Annotated in this window: 14 protein-coding genes; 9 read left to right on the top strand and 5 right to left on the bottom strand. The window is 65.0% G+C overall.

The genetic code is table 11. From position 1 onward, the window contains the following. Positions 1–101 precede the first annotated feature (101 nt). Positions 102–1,061 (bottom strand): hypothetical protein, encoded by a 960-nt coding sequence (locus AC1PQG_RS24345; RefSeq protein WP_481120311.1) that lies wholly within the window; start codon positions 1,059–1,061, stop codon positions 102–104. 813 nt (positions 1,062–1,874) lie between these two features. On the opposite strand from AC1PQG_RS24345, the gene AC1PQG_RS24340 reads away from it, so the two are divergent. Beyond that, complete coding sequence (locus tag AC1PQG_RS24340; RefSeq protein WP_481120310.1) at positions 1,875–2,399, top strand: hypothetical protein; 525 nt, start codon at positions 1,875–1,877, stop codon at positions 2,397–2,399. A 275-nt stretch (positions 2,400–2,674) separates the two neighbouring features. On the opposite strand, the gene AC1PQG_RS24335 is transcribed toward AC1PQG_RS24340, so the two are convergent. Both AC1PQG_RS24335 and AC1PQG_RS24330 read right to left on the bottom strand, forming a co-directional pair. Next, positions 2,675–4,759, bottom strand: coding sequence for a sensor histidine kinase (locus AC1PQG_RS24335; protein ID WP_481120309.1), 2,085 nt, complete (start codon positions 4,757–4,759; stop codon positions 2,675–2,677). 19 nt (positions 4,760–4,778) lie between these two features. Continuing rightward, positions 4,779–6,161 (bottom strand): sigma-54-dependent transcriptional regulator, encoded by a 1,383-nt coding sequence (locus AC1PQG_RS24330; RefSeq protein WP_481120308.1) that lies wholly within the window; start codon positions 6,159–6,161, stop codon positions 4,779–4,781. 202 nt (positions 6,162–6,363) lie between these two features. Between AC1PQG_RS24330 and AC1PQG_RS24325 the strand changes: the two genes are divergently transcribed. From AC1PQG_RS24325 to AC1PQG_RS24305, 5 genes are read left to right on the top strand one after another with little or no spacing between them, the layout of a single operon-like run. Further along, positions 6,364–6,876, top strand: a complete 513-nt coding sequence (locus tag AC1PQG_RS24325; RefSeq protein ID WP_481120307.1) for a PAS domain-containing protein — start codon at positions 6,364–6,366, stop codon at positions 6,874–6,876. Continuing rightward, a complete protein-coding gene (locus tag AC1PQG_RS24320) occupies positions 6,851–8,302 on the top strand; it encodes a methyl-accepting chemotaxis protein (RefSeq protein ID WP_481120306.1) in 1,452 nt (483 codons plus the stop codon). Before AC1PQG_RS24325 ends, AC1PQG_RS24320 begins: the two co-directional genes overlap by 26 nt. Positions 8,303–8,316: 14 nt before the next feature. After that, complete coding sequence (locus AC1PQG_RS24315; RefSeq protein WP_481120305.1) at positions 8,317–8,646, top strand: SMR family transporter; 330 nt, start codon at positions 8,317–8,319, stop codon at positions 8,644–8,646. A 47-nt stretch (positions 8,647–8,693) separates the two neighbouring features. Then, a complete protein-coding gene (locus AC1PQG_RS24310) occupies positions 8,694–9,503 on the top strand; it encodes a sterol desaturase family protein (RefSeq protein WP_481120304.1) in 810 nt (269 codons plus the stop codon). Positions 9,504–9,534: 31 nt separating this feature from the next. After that, complete coding sequence (locus tag AC1PQG_RS24305) at positions 9,535–10,569, top strand: NAD-dependent epimerase/dehydratase family protein (protein WP_481120303.1); 1,035 nt, start codon at positions 9,535–9,537, stop codon at positions 10,567–10,569. Positions 10,570–10,640: 71 nt separating this feature from the next. Here the strand turns inward: AC1PQG_RS24305 and ilvA are convergent, their stop codons facing one another. Continuing rightward, complete coding sequence (gene ilvA / locus AC1PQG_RS24300) at positions 10,641–12,161, bottom strand: threonine ammonia-lyase, biosynthetic (RefSeq protein ID WP_481120302.1); 1,521 nt, start codon at positions 12,159–12,161, stop codon at positions 10,641–10,643. Between the two features lie 98 nt (positions 12,162–12,259). Here ilvA and AC1PQG_RS24295 point away from each other — a divergent pair, with 98 nt between their 5' ends. The 3 genes from AC1PQG_RS24295 to AC1PQG_RS24285 all read left to right on the top strand — a co-directional run bounded on the left by AC1PQG_RS24295 (position 12,260) and on the right by AC1PQG_RS24285 (position 17,927). Beyond that, positions 12,260–12,610, top strand: a complete 351-nt coding sequence (locus AC1PQG_RS24295; protein ID WP_481120301.1) for a RidA family protein — start codon at positions 12,260–12,262, stop codon at positions 12,608–12,610. Between the two features lie 254 nt (positions 12,611–12,864). Next, entirely contained in the window at positions 12,865–13,857 is a 993-nt protein-coding gene (locus AC1PQG_RS24290; RefSeq protein ID WP_481120300.1) for an SGNH/GDSL hydrolase family protein, read from the top strand. Positions 13,858–14,048: 191 nt separating this feature from the next. Then, positions 14,049–17,927 carry a DUF3683 domain-containing protein gene (locus tag AC1PQG_RS24285; RefSeq protein WP_481120299.1) on the top strand — a complete coding sequence of 1,293 codons (3,879 nt, stop codon included), beginning with the start codon at positions 14,049–14,051 and terminating at the stop codon, positions 17,925–17,927. Between the two features lie 102 nt (positions 17,928–18,029). Here AC1PQG_RS24285 and AC1PQG_RS24280 read toward each other — a convergent pair whose 3' ends face one another. Continuing rightward, entirely contained in the window at positions 18,030–18,755 is a 726-nt protein-coding gene (locus AC1PQG_RS24280) for a carbonic anhydrase family protein (protein ID WP_481120298.1), read from the bottom strand. Positions 18,756–18,813 lie beyond the last annotated feature (58 nt).

The following is an 18,813-nucleotide window of genomic DNA, read 5'->3' as shown; positions in this document are numbered from 1 at the left end:
CGTCGATGAACTGGACCAGATTCCCGCGGGCGTCGTAACGATAGAAGCCAACAGCGCAATGACAAAACCATTAAAGCGAATTCTGTAAGCACCTGAATCGCTTATCCACATTGGGCACGGCAAGCGACACAGGCTGCCTCGACATCGGCCGCCACCATCCGGTAAAGCGCTATCCAGCCCCCAATCGCCACTGCCAAGTGGGCTGGGTTGCGGTACACGCCCCGCGGCCGTTCGACGAGGTAGAAAAAAGGAATCTTGACCTTCGCTCTATCCGAAAAACGACCTGCTAGTGAGCGCACATGCAAGCCCAGTGAAGGATCAACGAAATTTGGGGGGAAGTAGCACTCTTTGTCGGGGCCGATCCATCTCGGATGGAACTGACTGAAGCTCCATAAACCATGCAGATCCTCCAACTCGAACCGCAATTCCTGGTCGCCATTTAGGCGCTTGGCCAGAATGACGCGTTTCTTGTCACCTCGTTTGATGCGTTTCCATGCCGGATCACGCAATTCATTTAGCATGCAGGCCGCCACGAAATCCTTCACGGCCTCTGACTCATCCTCCACCGACGGAACGGCCACCGCACCTGAGGCGGCAATCTCATCACGACGCTGCAAGCGCTGATCCACTAGAGTAATACTCCTGTATCTCCAGTTCTGATCGCTCGCCATCCACCATGATCTTTCCCGAACATAGCAGGGATCCAAATGCGGGCGTGTCAGTTCTTCCGCGCGTTTGATCTCGCCGCGGACGCGCAATTCGGCCACAGTCTCAGCGTAAAGACTGTCCAACCAGTTACCCTCGTAGGGAGCCGGGCGGTCATAGCCAAACACATCCGGGCCACTCAGAAGGCACTCATCGTAAAATGACTGTTGTGCAAATTCCGCCTCCATCCGTCGATGCAGCGCTAGATCCTCCTCTGTTTCGGCAAAGGACTCAATGTGGCGCTCGTCAATCAAGAAATCGTCGAAGCCGGCCTTGATCAAGGCCTTTGCATACTTCGGGTAACGATCGAACCATCGAAAAAGAGCTAGCGCGACACAGGCCGAATAAATCACCATTGATTCTCCATAGTAAAAATCAAGGCAGGATCAGGGCACACAACACGCCGAGCAAAGCACCGAACGAAGGTTTAGTGCCTCGGTAAGGGTCAGGCGTGTTGGTCAGCCTGCACTGGTTGCTACCGTTGGCCACGGTGTAGCTGCGGGTGACAGCCCCCAGGCTCTGGAATATCCGTGGCTTGCCCCTTGTATCCTCTTTTATTTCATTGAGTAAATCCGGCTATCGTGGCCTGGGGCCAGAAAACCATTTTCTATCCACTATCGGAATCAGGAAAACAACTAGAACGTGAAAAGAAAGCAATATTGCACAATCGAGCCAAATAGAATGAGTAAATACAGGGTGGTTGGTAATAATAAGCGGTAATAAATAGCATGCGATAAGGGTCGCCATAAAAATACCCGATGGACCGTGTCCTTTTCTATTGCGGAGCATGAATAGGTAGCATGAATGAAAATCCATCAGCATGCCGAATACAATAACCAGAATTAGAAATGTGGAAATCACTTTTTGCACCCGTAACCGCTACCGCCACCAGTAGCTGCGTTTGCTGCACCTGCCTCGCCTATTGCGGCCCCAAGCGAGCCACCGCCCGCAGCAAGCAGCGCAGCTTGTGCCAGGTGGCACAGAGCGCCGGGTGCGGCACATCGCCTTCCGACCCCTTTGGCTAGTTCCGCCGTAGTCCGTAGTCCTCCTTCAGGTGTCTGATCACCGGCTCCACCGCCTGACGGCGTGCAGGGGTTGCCCGCAAAGGCCGGGGCACCGAAGAAATCGGGGGGCGTCATCGGAAAATCGCCCTCCAAGCCTTCCGGAAAATGAATGCCATTGGACTGGAAACTGAAGGGTTCGGCAAGCTCCCAGGGCTCAGCCCGCGTGCGGAAAGGCAGGTGCCGATTGTTCAGGGCCGACTAATTGCCATGATCACGTTCAAATATGCGAACAACAATACGTCCCCCGTACATTCCAACCAGAAAGCCGGCAACCATAAAGATGGCATGGCGACGTCGATTCTCAAATCCAGGATTGCCGGTGTTGATCACGCTGGCTATTTCGACTACCAAGGCTATTGCAGCGAACCAGACCGCCGTTGTCACAAGCATGTGAATCCCGAGACAGGCCGCCACGGGGGGAGTTGGGGCGTCGCAGACTGTGCCGACGACGTCGCAAACGGCCGTTGCGATGCCGGGCGCTGTCCTTGTGATGTCGTGGCACGGTTTGGCGATGCCGGGAAATGCCAGCGTGGCGTGGTGGCGGGATTTCCCGCTGTGAGGACGCGGTTTTGTCTCATCCCAAGCTGCGTTCATCGGATGGCGAACCGGCTTCATGGCGTCGCAAAATGAGTTTGCGACACCATGGGATGGGCTTGTGACGCCATGGGACGGGCTTGCGACGCCAGGGGATGGTCTTGTGACGTCATGGGATGGATTTGTCGCGTCAGGCCGTGGGGGGGGATGGCGTGAAAGGGGTTTGTCACGCGACGGCCTGACTTTTTCCCGTCGTAAACCGATGCGGGATTGGGCAGCACGGGTTTCGGCACGTCACCAGGGCATCGGGCGGTATGGCAATCCGCCGTCGTGGCGCCGATGGCCGCTGCCGGGCCGGCGCTTTTGGTCCGCTAGCCGGCGGCTTCGATGCGCCGGGCGGTGAAGCCGGGGGCCGACGGGGTGTCGGCGTAGCGGGCTTCGCAGCGCAGGTGGATGGTGAAGCAGGCGCCTTCGCCGGGGCGGCTGCTGACCTCGATGTGGCCGCCGTAGCGTTCGACGATGGCGTAGCTGATCGACAGGCCGAGGCCGGTGCCGGAGCCCTTCTTGGTGGTGAAGAAGGGGTCGAAGATGCGCGACAGGTCTTCGGCGGCGATGCCGTGGCCGGTGTCGCAGACGGCGATGGCGGCGCCCTGGGTGTCGCCGTGCTCATCGGCCCAGTCGCGGGTGGTGATGTTGAGGGTGCCGCCGTCGGGCATGGCCTGGATGGCGTTGACGATCAGGTTGATCAGCACCTGCTGGAGTTCGCTGGGGTTCACCTCGACGGGGCAGGTGGCGGCGTTGTCCACCTGCACAGCAATGTTCCGGCGGTCGAGGTTGTGGCGGGTCAGCACCAGGCAGTCGGCGATCACCGTGGCGGGGTCAATGGCCTCGCTGTAGCCGGCGAACTCGCCGGGCCGCGCGAACTGCAGCAGCTTGGTGACGATCAGCCAGATGCGGTGGGTCTGCTCGTGGATCAGGCGGATCTCCTCGCGCACCGGCTCGGCGGCGGGGCCGAGGATTTCCTTCAGTACGTCGAGGTTGCCCTGGATGACCGCCACCGGGTTGTTGATCTCGTGGGCGACGCCGGCGGTGAGTTCGCCGATGGCGGCCAGCTTCTCGGTCATGGCCAGGTGGCGGCGGGCCTGTTCGAGGGTGGCGAGGGCTTCCTGCAGGGCCTGGGTGCGCTCGGCCACCTTGCGGTCGAGTTCGTCGCCCCAGCGCTGCAGTTCGGCGCGGCGGGCGGCCAGGTTGTCGAGGAGGTCGTCGAAGGCGGCGGCGAGCAGGCCGATCTCGTCGCGGCTGGCCACCGGGCCGACACGGGCGTCGGTGTCGCCGGCGCCGATGCGGCGGATCGTCGCGTCCACCTGTTCGAGCGGCTTGAAGATGCTGCGCGCCCAGCGCAGGGACAGCACGCAGCCGCCCAGGCTGACGCTGACGAAGACCACGAACAGGGTCAGCAGCGCATTGCGCATGGCGACGCTGAACGGCGCTTCGAGGAAACCCACGTAGAGCATGCCGACCCGCTCGCCGAAGCTGTCCACCACCGGCTCGTAGCCGGACACGTAGTAGTCGTTCACCACGAAGGCGGTGTCGAGCCAGGTCTTGCCGTCGCTCAGCACGTGCTTGCGCACCGCCTGGGAGGCGCGGGTGCCGAGGGCGCGCCGTTCGCCGAACAGGCGCACGTTGGTGGCGATGCGGGTGTCGCCGAGGAACAGCGTGGCGGTGCCCTGGCTGCCCAACGGCAGGGTGCCGTCCCGGTAGATGATGGTGTTGAGGCTGTCCACCAGGCTGGTGTTGCCGTTGAGCAGCACGCCACCTTCGAGTACGCCGACCAGGCGGTCGTGGCCGTCGCGCACCGGGATCGCGGCGTGGATCAACAGGCCGCGGTTTTCTTCGCGGCGGCTGTCCGGCGCGGCGTTGGCGGTGGGCAGCAGCGGCAGGCGGCAGCGCTGGGCGAGGGCCGGGTCGATGGCGGCGAGGTGGTCGGCATCGAAGACGTCGATGGCGGTGAAGGCGGAGCCGGCCAGCGCGGCGTTGACCACCGGCCAGGCGGTCCGGCGGGCCCGCGGCAGGTGTCCGGGTAATGGGTGGCCCAAGGGCTGGCCGTGGGTATCGAGCAGGAACAGGAAGTCCAGCCCGGCCTGGCGGCGCGCGTCGTCCAGGTAGGCGGCGAGGGCGTCCGGCGCGTCGGCGGCCATGGCCTGGGACAGGCGCTGGGAGCCGGCGACCGCGCCGAGATCCACCGCCACCGTGTGCTGCATGCGGCCGAAGTACTCGTGGGCGGTGACCAGGTCGGAGCCGACCTTGTAGCTGAGCAGGCGGTGATAGCCGTCGTTGCCCCACAGCCACACCAGCCCGAGCAGGATCGGCACGCCGAGGAACAGCGGCGCCAGCACCATGGCCAGCAGCTTGGCGCGGACCGAGCCGGTGAAGCGCGCGAGGAGCGGGCGGATCATCGTCTTGCGGCGGCGGGCGTCAGGCCAGGCCCCATTCGACGGCCTTGCGGTCAAGGGTCTTGCGTGACACGCCGAGCAGCGCCGCGGCGCGGGTCTTGCTGCCGCCGCACTGGTCGAGGACGGCGAGGATGTGGCGTTTCTCGACTTCGGCGAGGCTCAGCGGCAGCGGTTCGACGAAGCCCGGCGCCTGGCTGTCGGCCGGCAGGCCACCGAGGATCAGCGAGCGTTCGATGAGGTTGCGCAGCTCGCGCACGTTGCCGGGCCACGCGTAGGCGGCCAGCCGGGCCAGGTCGGCCTGGCCGAGGGGCAGCGGCGGCAGGCCCAGGCGGCTGGCCAGCTGGGCGTTGAAATGCACGGCCAGCTCGGCGATGTCTTCGCGGCGTTGGCGCAGCGGCGGGATCGCCAGCGTGACCACTTCCAGGCGGTAGAACAGGTCCTGGCGGAAGCGCCCGGCGGCCACTTCGGCGCGCAGGTCGCGGTTGGTGGCGGCCACCACGCGGACGTCCACCGGCACTTCGGCTTCGCTGCCGACCGGGCGGATGCGCCGCTCCTCGAGCACGCGCAGCAGCTTGGTCTGCATGGCCAGCGGCAGCTCGCCGATCTCGTCGAGGAACAGGGTGCCGCCGTTGGCGTAGTGGAACAGGCCGCGGCGCGCTTCGCGGGCGCCGGTGAAGGCGCCGCGCACGTGGCCGAACAGCTCGCTCTCCATCAGCTCGGCGGACACCGCGGCGCAGTTGAGGGGCACGAAGGAGCGCTCGGCGCGGGGGCTCATCTGGTGCAGCGCGCGGGCGGTGACTTCCTTGCCGACGCCGGATTCGCCGAGGATCAGCACCGTGGACGGCGTTGGCGCGACGCGGTGGATCAGCTCCGACAGGCGGCGCATGGCCTCCGAGTGGCCGACCATGCCGTCCACCAGCCCGCCGAGGCCGGCCACCTGGCGCTGCAGCACGAAGTTCTCGCGGTCGAGGCGGGCGCGTTCGAAGCAGCGCTGCAGGGAGTTGACGATCTGGTCCACGCGGAAGGGCTTGAGGACGAAGTCGGAGGCGCCGGAGCGCAGCGCGTCGATGGCGGTCTCGATGTCGGCGAAGGCGGTGATCAGGATCACGTCGCCGGCGAAGCCGTCGTTCTTCAGGCTGCGCAGCCATTCCATGCCGGAGCGGCCGGGTAGCGCGATGTCCAGCACGATGGCGTCGAAGTGGTGCTGCTGCAGGCGCTCCATGCCTTCTTCCGCCGAGCCGGCGGTGTCCACGCGGCAGCCGCGGGCGCGCAGCGCCCGTTCGAGGAAGTTGCGCACGCCGGCTTCGTCGTCGACGACCAGTACGGCGTAGTCCGACCAGGCCGGTTCGCGGCCGGAGGGAGGAGGGGAGGCGGGATCGGTCAAAGTGGGCGGCGGCGGGGTCATCGCCCGATTTAACCACGTGGCCGGCGGCGTTGTCAGGGCGGGGGTGTCCCGTTTCGATGCACTTTTTTGGTAATACCGGTCTTCAGTGTGGGAAAAAATTGCCGACATAGTGCCTGGCCCCGCCCGCTTGTGCGCCCTGCGCACTCGTCCGGCGGGGCCTGTGTATATCGGAACCCGTACTTATGAAGGGCAGTGCCAGGCCATGAAGCCGCGTGTGACGCCGACCAGCAGCGAACGTTCGCTGGGCGAGCAGGATTTCATCGTTTCGAAGACCGATCCGAAGGGGCGCATCCTCTACGCCAACCGGATCTTCATTGCGCTGTCGGGCTACAGCGAGGTGGAACTCCTTGGCCGCCAGCACAACATCATCCGCCATCCGGACATGCCGCGCAGCGCCTTCAAGTTGCTGTGGGACAGCATCGCTGCGGGGCAGGAGTTCATCGCCTACGTGAAGAACATGGCCAAGGACGGCAGTTTCTACTGGGTGCTGGCGACGGTGACGCCGGACTACGATGCAGCGCGGCGGATCGTCAGCTACACCTCGGTGCGCCGCAAGCCGCGGGCCGAGGCGATCCGCGCTGCCGCCGGGCTGTACAAGGAGATGCTGGCCGCCGAGAACCGGGCCGGTGCGCGGGATGCGATCGCCGCCGGGACGGCGGTACTGACTGAAGTCTTGAATGGAAAGAGCTATGAGCAGTTCGTCCTTGCACTCTAAGCTGTCCCTGGTGGGCTGGGGGCAGTCGGCGCTGCTGCTGGCGACCCTGCTGACGGTGTTCTTCATCACCGGCTTCCACCCGGCGCTGCTGGTCTTCCTGGTGCTCGGCGTGGGCCTGACGGTGTGGGGGCAGTGGCAGTTCCGCCGCTCGCTGGCGCCGCTGCAGTCGGCGGTGGAGCTGGCCGAGAAGATCGGCCGCGGGCATTTCGTCGATCGCGTTACCGGAGTGTCGGACAAGGACGAAGTCGGCCGCCTGATCTGGGCGCTGAACGACATGCTCGACCAGCTGGAAGCCTATTTCCGCGAGGCCGACTCTTCCTTCCGGGCCCAGATGGAAGGCCGCTACAGCCGCCTCGCCCAGTCGGCGGGCCTGCACGGCAGCCTGTTCGAGGCGATGGAGACCCACAACACGCTGCTCACCAACATGTCCTCGCACCTGCGCGATCAGGCCCGCAACCGGGTGCTCAGCAATGCCGGCCTGCTCAACGCCGGCAACCTGATCGCCAACCTGACCGGTAACCAGGCCGACCTGCTGGAAGTCACCACGCAGATGCGCAAGGCTGCGACGGCCGCCACCGAAACGGCCAGCGAAGCGGCGGAGAACCAGCACGCGGTGGCCGAGGTGGTCAGCCAGCTGTCGGGCATCAGCGAGCGCATCGTGCACGTGGCGGACGCCATCGGTGGCCTCAATGCGCGCAGCAAGGAGGTCAGCCAGGCGGTGACGCTGATCACCGAGATTTCCGACCAGACCAACTTGCTGGCCCTCAACGCGGCCATCGAGGCGGCACGGGCCGGCGAATCGGGCCGCGGCTTCGCGGTGGTGGCCGACGAGGTGCGCAAGCTGGCGGAGAAGACCCGCAGCGCGTCCCAGGCCATCGGCGAGGTGATGCGCGGGTTGATCAGCGACGGCGAGGCGATGCAGGAGGATGCGCGGGAGATGCGCGAGATCACGGCCCGCTCGTCGGTGGTGGTCGGCGAGCTGACCCAGACCTTCGGCCGCTTCGCTGCAGCGGCGCGGCAAACCGAGCAGGAGTCGGTGCGGGTGCACGACAAGAGCCTGGTGACCCTCTTCAAGCTCGACCACATGGTCTACAAGCAGCGTACCTACCTGGCCCTCAACGGGACTTGCGAAGCGGAGGCGGTGCGGGCGGTGGCCCTGGATCACCATCAGTGCCGCCTCGGCACCTGGTATGACAGGGAGGGGCAAGAAAGCTTCGGTACGCTTCCCTCTTATCGCCGCCTGGAGCAGCCCCATGCCCGGGTCCATGACGGCGCCCATCAGGTAATGGCGCAGATCGACCAGGATTGGCAGAACGACGCCGCGCTGCAGGCGGCGATCGTCGATGGGCTGGAGAGCATGGAGGCGGGTAGCCGGGAGGCGATGGACCTGCTCGATCGGCTGGTTGCCGAGAAGCATCCCGATTGATGTAGAGGGCTTGGATGAACTGGGTTTTTCTTGGGATTGCGATCGTTTCGGAGGTTCTGGCGACTTCGGCGCTGAAGGCGTCGGAGGGCTTCACGCACCTGATCCCGTCGGTGATCGTCGTGCTCGGTTACGCGTCGGCCTTCTATTTCCTGTCGCTGACCATCCAGGTCATCAATCTCGGCGTGGCCTATGCGATCTGGTCCGGCGTGGGCGTGGTGCTGATTTCGGTGGCCGGCTGGCTGCTGTACGACCAGAAGCTCGATCTGGCCGCGGTGATCGGGATCGGCCTGATCACCGCGGGGGCACTGGTCCTCAACCTGTTTTCCAAGTCGGTGATGCACTGAAACGGGCGCCGCCTGGTTGATCTTCGTGAAGGAAGCATGAGCTGAAGATGCCTGAAGAGTTGCTGAGACTGCTCGCCTTCATCGTGCTGGGGATCATCGTCTGGGCGCTTGCCCGGCGTTTCCCGATGGATGAATACGGGCCGCAGCCCGTGGAACCCTTCGACCGCTGGTTCCTGGCCGTCGCGCTGGCCCTGGGGGGCGCGGTGGATGTGATCTTCGGGCCGGCCCTGAATGCCGTGGCGAATGGCCTCTACGCGTGGGCCGCCCCGGCGCGGCAGGCGGTTGCCGGCTGGAGCGTGACGACGCAGGTCCTGGTCTATCTGATCACCACCGATTTCCTCGGCTACTGGGCCCATCGGCTGATGCACTCCAGCGCGGTGTGGCGCATCCACGCGATGCATCACTCCGCCCGCAGCCTGAACTGGTTTTCGGGGATGCGCGGAACGCCGATGGACATGGTCTTCATCCTGGCGCCCGGTGCGCTGATGGCGCCGCTCTTCCTGCTGACGGAAAGCCACACGGCCTTCTTCATCCTGCTGTTCATCCAGATGGCCAGCGAGCACCTGACCCATTCGAACCTGCGCCTGCCCTTCGTGCGGCAGTTGGAGTGGTTCCTGGTCACGCCGCGGATGCACTTCATCCATCACCACCGGGACATGGCCTACGGGAATTCCAATTACGGCTTCTATTTCTCGATCTGGGACCACCTGTTCGGCACCTACATCGATTCGGACGATGTGCCCGACAAGGGGCCGCTGGGCCTGATGGAGGACTACACGATGAAGTCCCTGTTCCTCGGTGTCCGGCTGACCGAGCCGGCGCCTGAAAAGGGCCGGACGCAATCGGCGCAGGCTTGATCGAATGCAAACCACAACCTGGGAGTAAGCCTTGGAGCCTGTCGAAAACACTCTTGCGCTGGTGACCGGTGCCACCGGCTTCGTCGGCGGAGCGCTGGCCCGGCGCTTGCTGCGGGAGGGCTACCGGGTGCGGATCCTGGTCCGCAATGCGAACAACCCGGTGCTGAAGGAACTCGGGCTGGAGGCGTCGGCGAACGGCCGGCTGGAGATCGTCGAAGGTGACATCGCCGTCAAGGAATCCCTCGACGCGGCCTTCGATGGGGTGCGCTACGTGTTCCACGTTGCGGCGATGGTCAGCACCGAAGCCTCCTGGGATGCCTACCGGGCGGCCAATGTGAGCGGCACCGAGAACATGTGCGAACTGGCCTTGCGGCATGGCGTCGCCAAGTTCGTCTACGTCAGCACCGCCGATGTGTTCGGCCTGCCGAAGGCCGGGGAGGTCGTCACCGAGGCCACGCCACATGCGGCCTGGAACGAGAAATACGCGGACACCAAGATCGCCGGCACGCAGGTCGTGAAGGACTACCAAGCCCGCGGGCTGGTATCGACGATCATCTATCCGGGCTGGGTGTATGGGCCGGGCGACCGGGCTTTGCTGCCTTCGGTGCTGGAGCAGCTCGAGAGCGGCTTCCTGCCGCTGTGGAGTCCCAACAATCCGCTGGGCTTCATCTATGTCGAGGATCTGGTCGATGCGATGCTGCAGGCGCTGGCGAGTCCCGCCGCCGACAACGAGGACTTCCTCATCCTCGACGCCGAAACCCAGGCCGGCATGCTCGACCTGTGCGCGCGCATCGCCGAGCGCTTCGGGCTCAAGTACCGGGTGGTGAAGCTGCCGTACTGGCTGATGTATGGGCTGGCGGCGCTGCTCGAGGGGCTGTCCAAAATCGGCATCGGCGGCGAGCCGCTGATCACTACGGCGGTGGTCAAGTCATTCGGCCACTGCTTCATCTATTCGACGGAAAAGGCGGCGGCGCGTCTGCGCTGGACGCCGGCCACGCCCTTCGAAACGGGTATCCGCCAGGCGTTGGACTGGCATTGCGAGCATCTGGCCGTCGGCGGCGATTAGCAGGACATCGCGGGCCAGCCCCTTTTCGGGGCTGGCGCGGATGTGCCGGAACCCGGCGGGCCCGGGGATTTTCAGCCGAGGAACATCCGGTAGACCGGGTTGGCGGTTTCGTCCACGTACTCGTAGCCGAGCCGCGCCAGGAAGCCCTGGAAGGCCTCCCGGTCCGACGGCGGCACCTGCATGCCGACCAGTACGCGGCCGAAGTCGGCGCCGTGGTTGCGGTAGTGGAACAGGCTGATGTTCCAGTCTGAGCGCAGGGTCTCGAGGAAGTTGAGCAGTGCGCCCGGGCGCTCGGGGAACACGAAGCGGTACAGCACCTCGTTGTCCGCCTGCGGGGCGTGGCCGCCGACCATGTAGCGGATATGGCTCTTGGCCATCTCGTCGTCGGTCAGGTCGAGACAGGGCAGGTCGTGGCGCTGCAGCAGCTCGGTGATGCGTCCGCCCTCGACCCGGTTGTGTACGCCGACACCGACGAAGATGTGGGCTTTCTGCGCATCCGCGTAGCGGTAGTTGAATTCGGTGATGTTGCGGTTGCCGAGCAGGTTGCAGAACTTCTTGAACGAGCCGGGCTTCTCCGGGATGGTGACGGCCAGCACGGCCTCGCGCTGCTCGCCGACCTCGGCCCTTTCGGCGACGAAGCGCAGGCGGTCGAAGTTCATGTTGGCGCCGGAGGCCACCGCGACCAGGGTCTTGTCCTTCAGCGCGTGGCGCTTGGCGTATTCCTTGGCGCCTGCCAGGGCCAGTGCGCCGGAGGGTTCCAGAATCGAACGGGTGTCTTCGAAGACGTCCTTGATGGCGGCGCAGATGGCGTCGTTATCCACCAGGATGATCTCATCCACATACTCCCGGCATACGCGCAGCGTTTCGACGCCGACCTGCTTGACGGCGGTACCGTCCGCGAAGAGGCCGACGCTGTCGAGAGTAACGCGCTCGGTGCCGGCGAGGGAGCGTGCCATGGCATCGGAGTCGACGGTTTCGACGCCGATGACCTTGATTTCGGGGCGCACCCGCTTGACGTAGGCAGCGACGCCGGCGAGCAGGCCGCCCCCGCCGACCGCACAGAAGATTGCCTGGATGGGCTTGGGGTGCTGGCGCAGGATCTCCATGCCGATGGTGCCCTGGCCGGCGATCACTTCCACGTCGTCGTAGGGGTGGACGAAGGTCAGCTTCTCGGCCTTTTCGAGTTCCTTGGCGTGGCCGTAGGCGTCGGAATAGCTCTCGCCGGCCAGCACTACTTCGCCACCGTGGCGTTTGACCGCGTCGATCTTGATCGCCGGCGTAGTGGTGGGCATCACGATGACCGCCCGCGTGCCGAGCTTCTTGGCCGACAGGGCGACGCCCTGGGCGTGGTTGCCGGCGGAGGCGCAGATCACGCCGCGCTTGAGGGCCGCCGGGCTGAGGCTGGCCATCTTGTTGTAGGCACCGCGCAGCTTGAAGCTGAACACCGGCTGCATGTCCTCGCGCTTCAGGAAGATCCTGTTGTGAATTCGCGCCGACAGGTTGGGCGCCGGGTCGAGGGGCGTCTCGATCGCGACGTCGTAGACCTGGGCGGTAAGGATCTTCTGGAGGTAGTCCGGATGCTGCGCGCTCATGACACAAGACCTTTGCTTCGGCTGGGGGAAGCAACAAAGGGTAGCAGCCGGAGGCGCCGCGCTGCAACATTGCATCCTTTGACCCTGCGGAGCTTTCCATGACCCCGATCCAGCGTGCCGGCACCACGCCGCGCTATTCCGACTACACGATCCACAACGGCGTCGTTCATTGCGTCGAAGTGCCGCCTGACGAACACGCCGACATCACGGCGCAGACCGCGGCGATGCTGGCCAGCCTCGAAAACCTGCTCGCCCAGGCGGGTAGTGGCAAGGGTCGCCTGCTGATGGCGACCCTGTACCTGGTGGACATGGCCGATTACGACGCGGTGAACGCAGTGTGGGATGCCTGGCTGCCGCCGGGCACGGCGCCGGTCCGCGCCTGTGTGCAGGTGGTCCGTCTGGCCAAGCCGGGCTGGCGGATCGAGGTGGCGGTACAGGCGGCCTGCTGAGCCGGGCGCCGTCGGTTGAATGGTGTCGGGAAATCTTACATATGCTTAAGGAATTAATTGAGAATGATTGTTGAAGGAGATGTGAACGTTTGATGTAAAGGGATTTTTTCACGCTTGGTATTTTATTTGCTTGGCATCGCGTCGCCCGGTTTCGCGGCGTGGAAAGGCTGGTGGCGGTTTTTCGGTCGATGTCCCTGCCAAGCTCCAGCGACACCGGTTTTCCACCAAAAACTCGAACCAATGAGGGGAACCCCATGTCCTGGTCCAAGCGACTGTCCCGCGGCCTTGCCGCCCTGTGTCTGACGACGGCGGCTTTCGCCGCCGAAGCGAGCTATTCCAGCGTTTATTTCTTCGGCGACAGCCTGTCCGATACGGGTAACGTTTATTCGGCGACCAATGGAACCTACCCGCCGCCGCCCTACTACCAGGGCCGCTTCTCCGACGGACCGGTATGGACCGAGAGGGTTGCGGCGGGGCTGGGACTGCCTGCCGATTCCACGGCCTGGCGGCAAGGCGGTAATAACTACGCGTGGGGTGGCGCCCTGTCCGGCACGAACGGCCATGCGGGGCCCGGTACCGGCCTGCTGGCCCAGGTGTTCGGACAATGGGCGCCGACGACCGGCGGGGTGGCGGATCCAAATGCTCTTTACGTGATCGGCATCGGTTCCAACGATCTGCTCGACGCGGTGCGTACCAATAGCGGCAGTTCGGCGGCCGACGTCGCTTACCGTCAATCGGTGGCCGATGCGGTGCTCGGCAATCTGAGCACGTCGCTGGGCTATCTGATCAGTAGCGGTGCGCGCAATTTCCTGATCGCCAATGTCACGGATCTCGGTCTGACGCCCGAGATGAACCTCGGCGGCAAGGGTGGCGCGGCGACGGAAGTCAGCCAGTACTACGATGCACTGCTCGACACGGCACTCGACAACCTGCGCCAGATCTTCGCGGTGAATGTCGCTGAGGTCGACCTGTTCAGCATGCTCGAGGACGTCGTCGCCGATACCAATTCCGGTGGTCAGCGTTTTGGCCTCAGCAATGCGCTCTACCCGTGCTTTGCGTCGGGCGCGCCAGCGTGCGGTGACTCGGTGTTCGCCGATGAGATTCACCCGACGCAGATCGTCCAGGTCCGTGCCGGCGTGCTGGCGCTGTCGGCGCTGGGCATCCCGGAGCCGGGTACGGTGGCGCTGCTGGGAGTCGGCCTGGTGCTGCTGATGGCAACCCGGTATCGCGGCCGGTGCGCAATCTGATATCCGCAATTGCAGAAGCGACGATCGAGGCCGGCGGTTGGGCGCCGGCCTCGTCGTTTTTCAGGGGGGCGGTTGTGGCCGGCAGGCCGCCAGGCAATGGCCCCACAGGCGTTAAGGTATTGATTTGACGCCCCGGCGTTGCTTTCCATTGGATACAATTGGCAGTTCCCCTGTCGGTTCCGGTGTGTTCCATGACCCAACGCCTGCGCGAAATTCCCTACAACTACACGTCGTTCTCGGATCGCGAGATCGTCATTCGCCTGCTCGGCCCCGAGGCCTGGCGGACGCTGGATGACCTGCGCACCGAGCGTGTCACCGGCCGCTCTGCGCGGATGCTCTACGAGGTGCTCGGAGATGTGTGGGTCGTCCAGCGCAATCCTTATTTGCAGGACGATCTGCTCGACAACCGGGATCGCCTCGGTGCGCTGATCGGTGCCTTGCGCCACCGCCTGCACGAGGTGGAGAAGCGTCGCGAGGAGTCCAGCGACGAGGATCCGGAGCGCAGCGTCAAGGTGGCGAGCCTGGTGCAGGCCGCCAACGCCGCGGTGGACCGCTTCGCCAAGCTGTTCGACGACACCGCCGAGCTGCGCAAGAAGGTGCGCCACGAGCTGGCCCGCCATACCCGCAAGGACAACATCTGCTTCGACGGCCATGCCCGCGTGTCCCACGTGACGGATGCCACCGACTGGCGCGTCGAGTACCCCTTCGTGGTCCTCTATCCGGACACCGAGGAGGAGATGGCGCCGCTGGTGAAGAGCTGTATCGAGCTCGGCCTGACCATCATTCCGCGTGGAGGCGGCACTGGCTACACCGGCGGCGCCGTGCCGTTGGACGCGAAGTCGGTGGTCATCAACACCGAGAAGCTGATCTCGATGGGCCCGGTCGAGGACGTGGTGTTGCCCGGCCACACCGAGCCCTACGCGACCATCCGCACCGGCGCCGGCGTCGTCACCGACCGGGTGTCGGAAGCTGCGTCCCTGGCCGGCCGTGTGTTCGCGGTGGACCCGACCTCGGCCAGCGCCTCGTGCATCGGCGGCAACATCGCCATGAACGCCGGCGGCAAGAAGGCCGTGCTGTGGGGCACCGCGCTGGACAACCTGGCCTGGTGGAAGATGGTCACGCCGGATGGCAACTGGCTGGAGGTGGAGCGCCTCAACCACAATTTCGGCAAGATCCACGAACAGGAAACCGTCCAGTTCCGCCTGAAGCGCTTCGACGCCAAGAACTACAAGCCGCTCTCCGAAGAGATCCTGACGATGCCGGGCGCCGCCTGCCGCAAGGACGGCCTCGGCAAGGACGTCACCGACAAGTTCCTCGGTGGCGTGCCGGGCGTGCAGAAGGAAGGCACCGACGGCCTGATCGTGGCGTCGCGCTGGGTGCTGCACAAGATGCCGCCGGTGACCCGTACGGTGTGCCTGGAGTTCTTCGGCCAGGTTCGCGAGGCAGTGCCGGCGATCGTCGAGATCACCGACTACTTCAAGCCGGGCGGTGCCGGCAACGACGCCGGCGTGCTGCTGGCCGGCCTGGAGCACCTGGACGAGCGCTACGTGAAGGCGGTGGGCTACACCACCAAGGCCAAGCGCCACGGGCGGCCCAAGATGGTGCTGATCGGCGACATCGTCGGCCACGATGAAGCGGCGGTGATGACCGCCGCCTCCGAAGTGATCCGCATGACCAACACCCGCGGCGCCGAAGGCTTCATCGCGGTCAGCCCCGAGCAGCGCAAGAAGTTCTGGCTCGACCGCTCGCGCACCGCGGCGATCTCCCGCCACACCAACGCCTTCAAGGTGAACGAGGACGTGGTGATCCCACTGCCGCGGATGGGCGACTACTGCGATGGCATCGAGCGCATCAACATCGAGCTGTCCACGCAGAACAAGCTGGCCTTGTGCGACGCGCTGAAGGACTACCTGCAGGGCGAGCTGCCGCTGGATACCGGCGATGCGACGATCTCCCGCGACGAGCTGATCGGCGATCGCCGCGAGGCCGCCCTCAACTACGTGGAGGCGGTGCGCCTGCGTTGGGAATGGCTGCTCGACAACCTCGACACGCCGCTGGAGCTGGCCGAGCCGAGCTTCGTGTCTTATGGCATCGTAGCCGGCGAGCTGAGCAACCGCGCCGCCAACCCGAAGCTGTTCCACCGCCTGCAGGACTACTCGGTCCGCACCAGCTGGAAGAACGAACTCAAGCCGCGCCTCGACAAGATCTTCGACGGCCAGCTGTTCGGCCCGGTGCGCGAGGGCATCACGAAGCTGCACAAGCAGGTGCTGCGCGGCCGCGTCTTCGTGGCGCTGCACATGCACGCCGGCGACGGCAACGTGCACACCAACATCCCGGTGAACTCCGACAACTACGAGATGCTGCAGACCGCCAACAAGGCCGTCGACCGCATCATGGAGCTGGCGCGTTCGCTGGATGGCGTGATCTCCGGCGAGCACGGTATCGGCATCACCAAGCTCGACTACCTGACCGACGCCGAGATGGCCAACTTCTGGGACTACAAGAAGAAGGTGGACCCGGAAGGCCGCTTCAACCGCGGCAAGCTGATGCGCGGTGGCAACCTCGACAACGCGTACACGCCCAGCTTCAACCTGATGGGCCACGAGTCCCTGATCATGGAGCAGACCGCCATCGGCGAGATCTCCCATGACATCAAGGACTGCCTGCGCTGCGGCAAGTGCAAGCCGGTGTGCTCGACCCACGTGCCGCGCGCCAACCTGCTGTACAGCCCGCGCAACAAGATCCTCAGCACCTCGCTGCTGATCGAGGCCTTCCTGTACGAGGAGCAGACCCGCCGCGGTGTGTCCCTGGCCCACTGGGCCGAGTTCGAGGACGTGGCCGACCACTGCACGGTGTGCCACAAGTGCGAGAAGCCGTGTCCGGTGGACATCGACTTCGGCGACGTGTCGATCAAGATGCGCAACCTGCTGCGCGAGCAGGGCAAGAAGTCCTTCAGCCCCGGCAAGGCCGCGGCGATGGCCTTCCTGACCGCCACCGATCCGGCGACGATCAAGACCATCCGCGCCGGCATGATCGGCCTCGGCTACAAGGCCCAGCGCCTCGGCCACGCGGTCGGCAAGTCCCTCGGCCTGATCCAGGACCAGGTCCAGCATCCGCCGGCAACCCTCGGCAAGCCGACCATCAAGGCCCAGGTGATCCACTTCATCAACAAGCCGATGCCGGGCGGACTGCCCAAGCGCACGTCCCGCGCGCTGCTGGACATCGAGGATGACACCATCGTCCCGGTGATCCGCAACCCGCAGGTCAAGCGCGATGAGTCGGACGCGGTGTTCTACTTCCCGGGCTGCGGTTCCGAGCGTCTGTTCAGCCAGGTCGGCCTGGCCACCCAGGCGATGCTCTACCAGGTCGGTGCCACCACCGTGCTGCCGCCGGGCTACCTGTGCTGCGGCTATCCGCAGAGTTCCGCGGGCGAGGACGACAAGGGGCAGCAGATCACCACCGACAACCGGGTGCTGTTCCACCGGGTCGCCAACACGCTCAACTATCTCGACATCAAGACGGTGATCGTGTCCTGCGGCACCTGCATGGACCAGTTGCAGAAATACCAGTTCGAGAAGATCTTCCCGGGCTGCCGCCTGCTCGACATCCATGAGTACCTGATGGAGAAGGGCCTCAAGCTCGACGGCATCACCGGTACCCGCTACATGTACCACGAGCCCTGCCACACCCCGATGAAGGTCCATTCCGGCATCAAGGTGGCCAACGAGCTGATGGGGACGCGGGTGGACCTGTCCGATCGCTGCTGCGGCGAATCCGGCACGCTGGCGGTGGCCCGCCCGGACATCTCGACGCAGGTGCGCTTCCGCAAGCAGGAGGAGATCGAGAAGGGAGCCGAGAAGCTGCGCGGCGCCGACGCCACCGCCCAGGTGAAGATCCTGACGTCCTGCCCGGCCTGCCTGCAGGGCCTGTCGCGCTACGCCAACGATGCCGGCGGCGTGGATGCCGACTACATCGTCGTCGAGATGGCCAAACATATCCTCGGCGAGAACTGGATGGCCGACTACGTGGCCAAGGCCAACAGCGGCGGCATCGAGCGCGTGCTGCTGTAAGCTGTTTTTTGCTCCGCTGAAACGACGAGGCCCGCGCAAGCGGGCCTCGTCACATGGCGCCGGGGATCTGCAGTGGATCCCCATGGCTGCGCTGCGGCTGGCTCAGTACCAGGTCACCTTGCCGTTGCTGGTGTCGTAGAGGGCGCCGACGATCCTGATCTTGCCCTCGTCTTCCAGGCCCTTGAGGATCGGGCTCTGGTCGCGGATGCGCTGGACGACCTGCTTCACGTTGAGCTCGGTCACCTCATTCACCAGGGCGTGATTGTGGGAGCTGTGTTCGCCGGGCGTGGACGCGGCAGCAACGGCCGGCTTGAACTTGGCCAGCAGGCTGGTCAGGTTGCCCATCTGTACGTCGTCGCAGGCGCCCTTGATGGCGCCGCAGCCGGTGTGGCCGAGGACCACCACCAGGCGCGAGCCGGCCACCTTGGAGGCGTATTCGAGACTGCCGAGGATGTCCTCATTGACCGTGTTGCCGGCCACGCGGGCGGCGAAGATGTCGCCGACGCTCTGGTCGAAGACCACCTCCGGCGCGGCGCGGGAGTCGATGCAGCCGACCACGCTGGCGAAGGGGAACTGGCCGAGCGCCGTGGCCTGGACCCGTGCCTTGAGATTGCGCTTGAGGGGCTTGTCGGCGGCGAAGCGGGCGTTGCCGGCTTTCAGGATCTCCAGCGCCTTGTCCGGCGTGATGCTGGCCTGCACGGCCTTGGTGAGGGTAGCACCAGTGGTGTAGGGCTTGGGGGCAACCGGGCCGCCGTGGTCGTCGGCCAGCGCCGGGGTGTTGCTGATCAAGGCCGCGAGGGCCAGGGCAAGGACGGGTTTGGTTTTCATTATGTCTCCGCTAGTGTGTTGTTCAGACATCGGAATATCATGATGTCCCGCGCTGAAA

Source organism: Zoogloea sp. GDB6 (genome assembly GCF_056724105.1).
Note: the sequence above shows the minus strand (reverse complement) of the source record. Positions and strands in the feature narration are given on the sequence as shown.

Bases quoted from the DNA above. Each gene is read 5' to 3' on its own strand.
- AC1PQG_RS24315 (WP_481120305.1), top strand. From the start codon at position 8,317: ATGAACTGGGTTTTTCTTGGGATTGCGATCGTTTCGGAGGTTCTGGCG.
- AC1PQG_RS24340 (WP_481120310.1), top strand. From the start codon at position 1,875: ATGAATGCCATTGGACTGGAAACTGAAGGGTTCGGCAAGCTCCCAGGG.
- AC1PQG_RS24280 (WP_481120298.1), bottom strand. From the start codon at position 18,755: ATGAAAACCAAACCCGTCCTTGCCCTGGCCCTCGCGGCCTTGATCAGC.
- AC1PQG_RS24290 (WP_481120300.1), top strand. From the start codon at position 12,865: ATGTCCTGGTCCAAGCGACTGTCCCGCGGCCTTGCCGCCCTGTGTCTG.
- AC1PQG_RS24335 (WP_481120309.1), bottom strand. From the start codon at position 4,759: ATGATCCGCCCGCTCCTCGCGCGCTTCACCGGCTCGGTCCGCGCCAAG.
- AC1PQG_RS24310 (WP_481120304.1), top strand. From the start codon at position 8,694: ATGCCTGAAGAGTTGCTGAGACTGCTCGCCTTCATCGTGCTGGGGATC.
- AC1PQG_RS24345 (WP_481120311.1), bottom strand. From the start codon at position 1,061: ATGGTGATTTATTCGGCCTGTGTCGCGCTAGCTCTTTTTCGATGGTTC.
- AC1PQG_RS24325 (WP_481120307.1), top strand. From the start codon at position 6,364: ATGAAGCCGCGTGTGACGCCGACCAGCAGCGAACGTTCGCTGGGCGAG.
- AC1PQG_RS24330 (WP_481120308.1), bottom strand. From the start codon at position 6,161: ATGACCCCGCCGCCGCCCACTTTGACCGATCCCGCCTCCCCTCCTCCC.
- AC1PQG_RS24320 (WP_481120306.1), top strand. From the start codon at position 6,851: ATGAGCAGTTCGTCCTTGCACTCTAAGCTGTCCCTGGTGGGCTGGGGG.
- AC1PQG_RS24285 (WP_481120299.1), top strand. From the start codon at position 14,049: ATGACCCAACGCCTGCGCGAAATTCCCTACAACTACACGTCGTTCTCG.
- ilvA (WP_481120302.1), bottom strand. From the start codon at position 12,161: ATGAGCGCGCAGCATCCGGACTACCTCCAGAAGATCCTTACCGCCCAG.
- AC1PQG_RS24295 (WP_481120301.1), top strand. From the start codon at position 12,260: ATGACCCCGATCCAGCGTGCCGGCACCACGCCGCGCTATTCCGACTAC.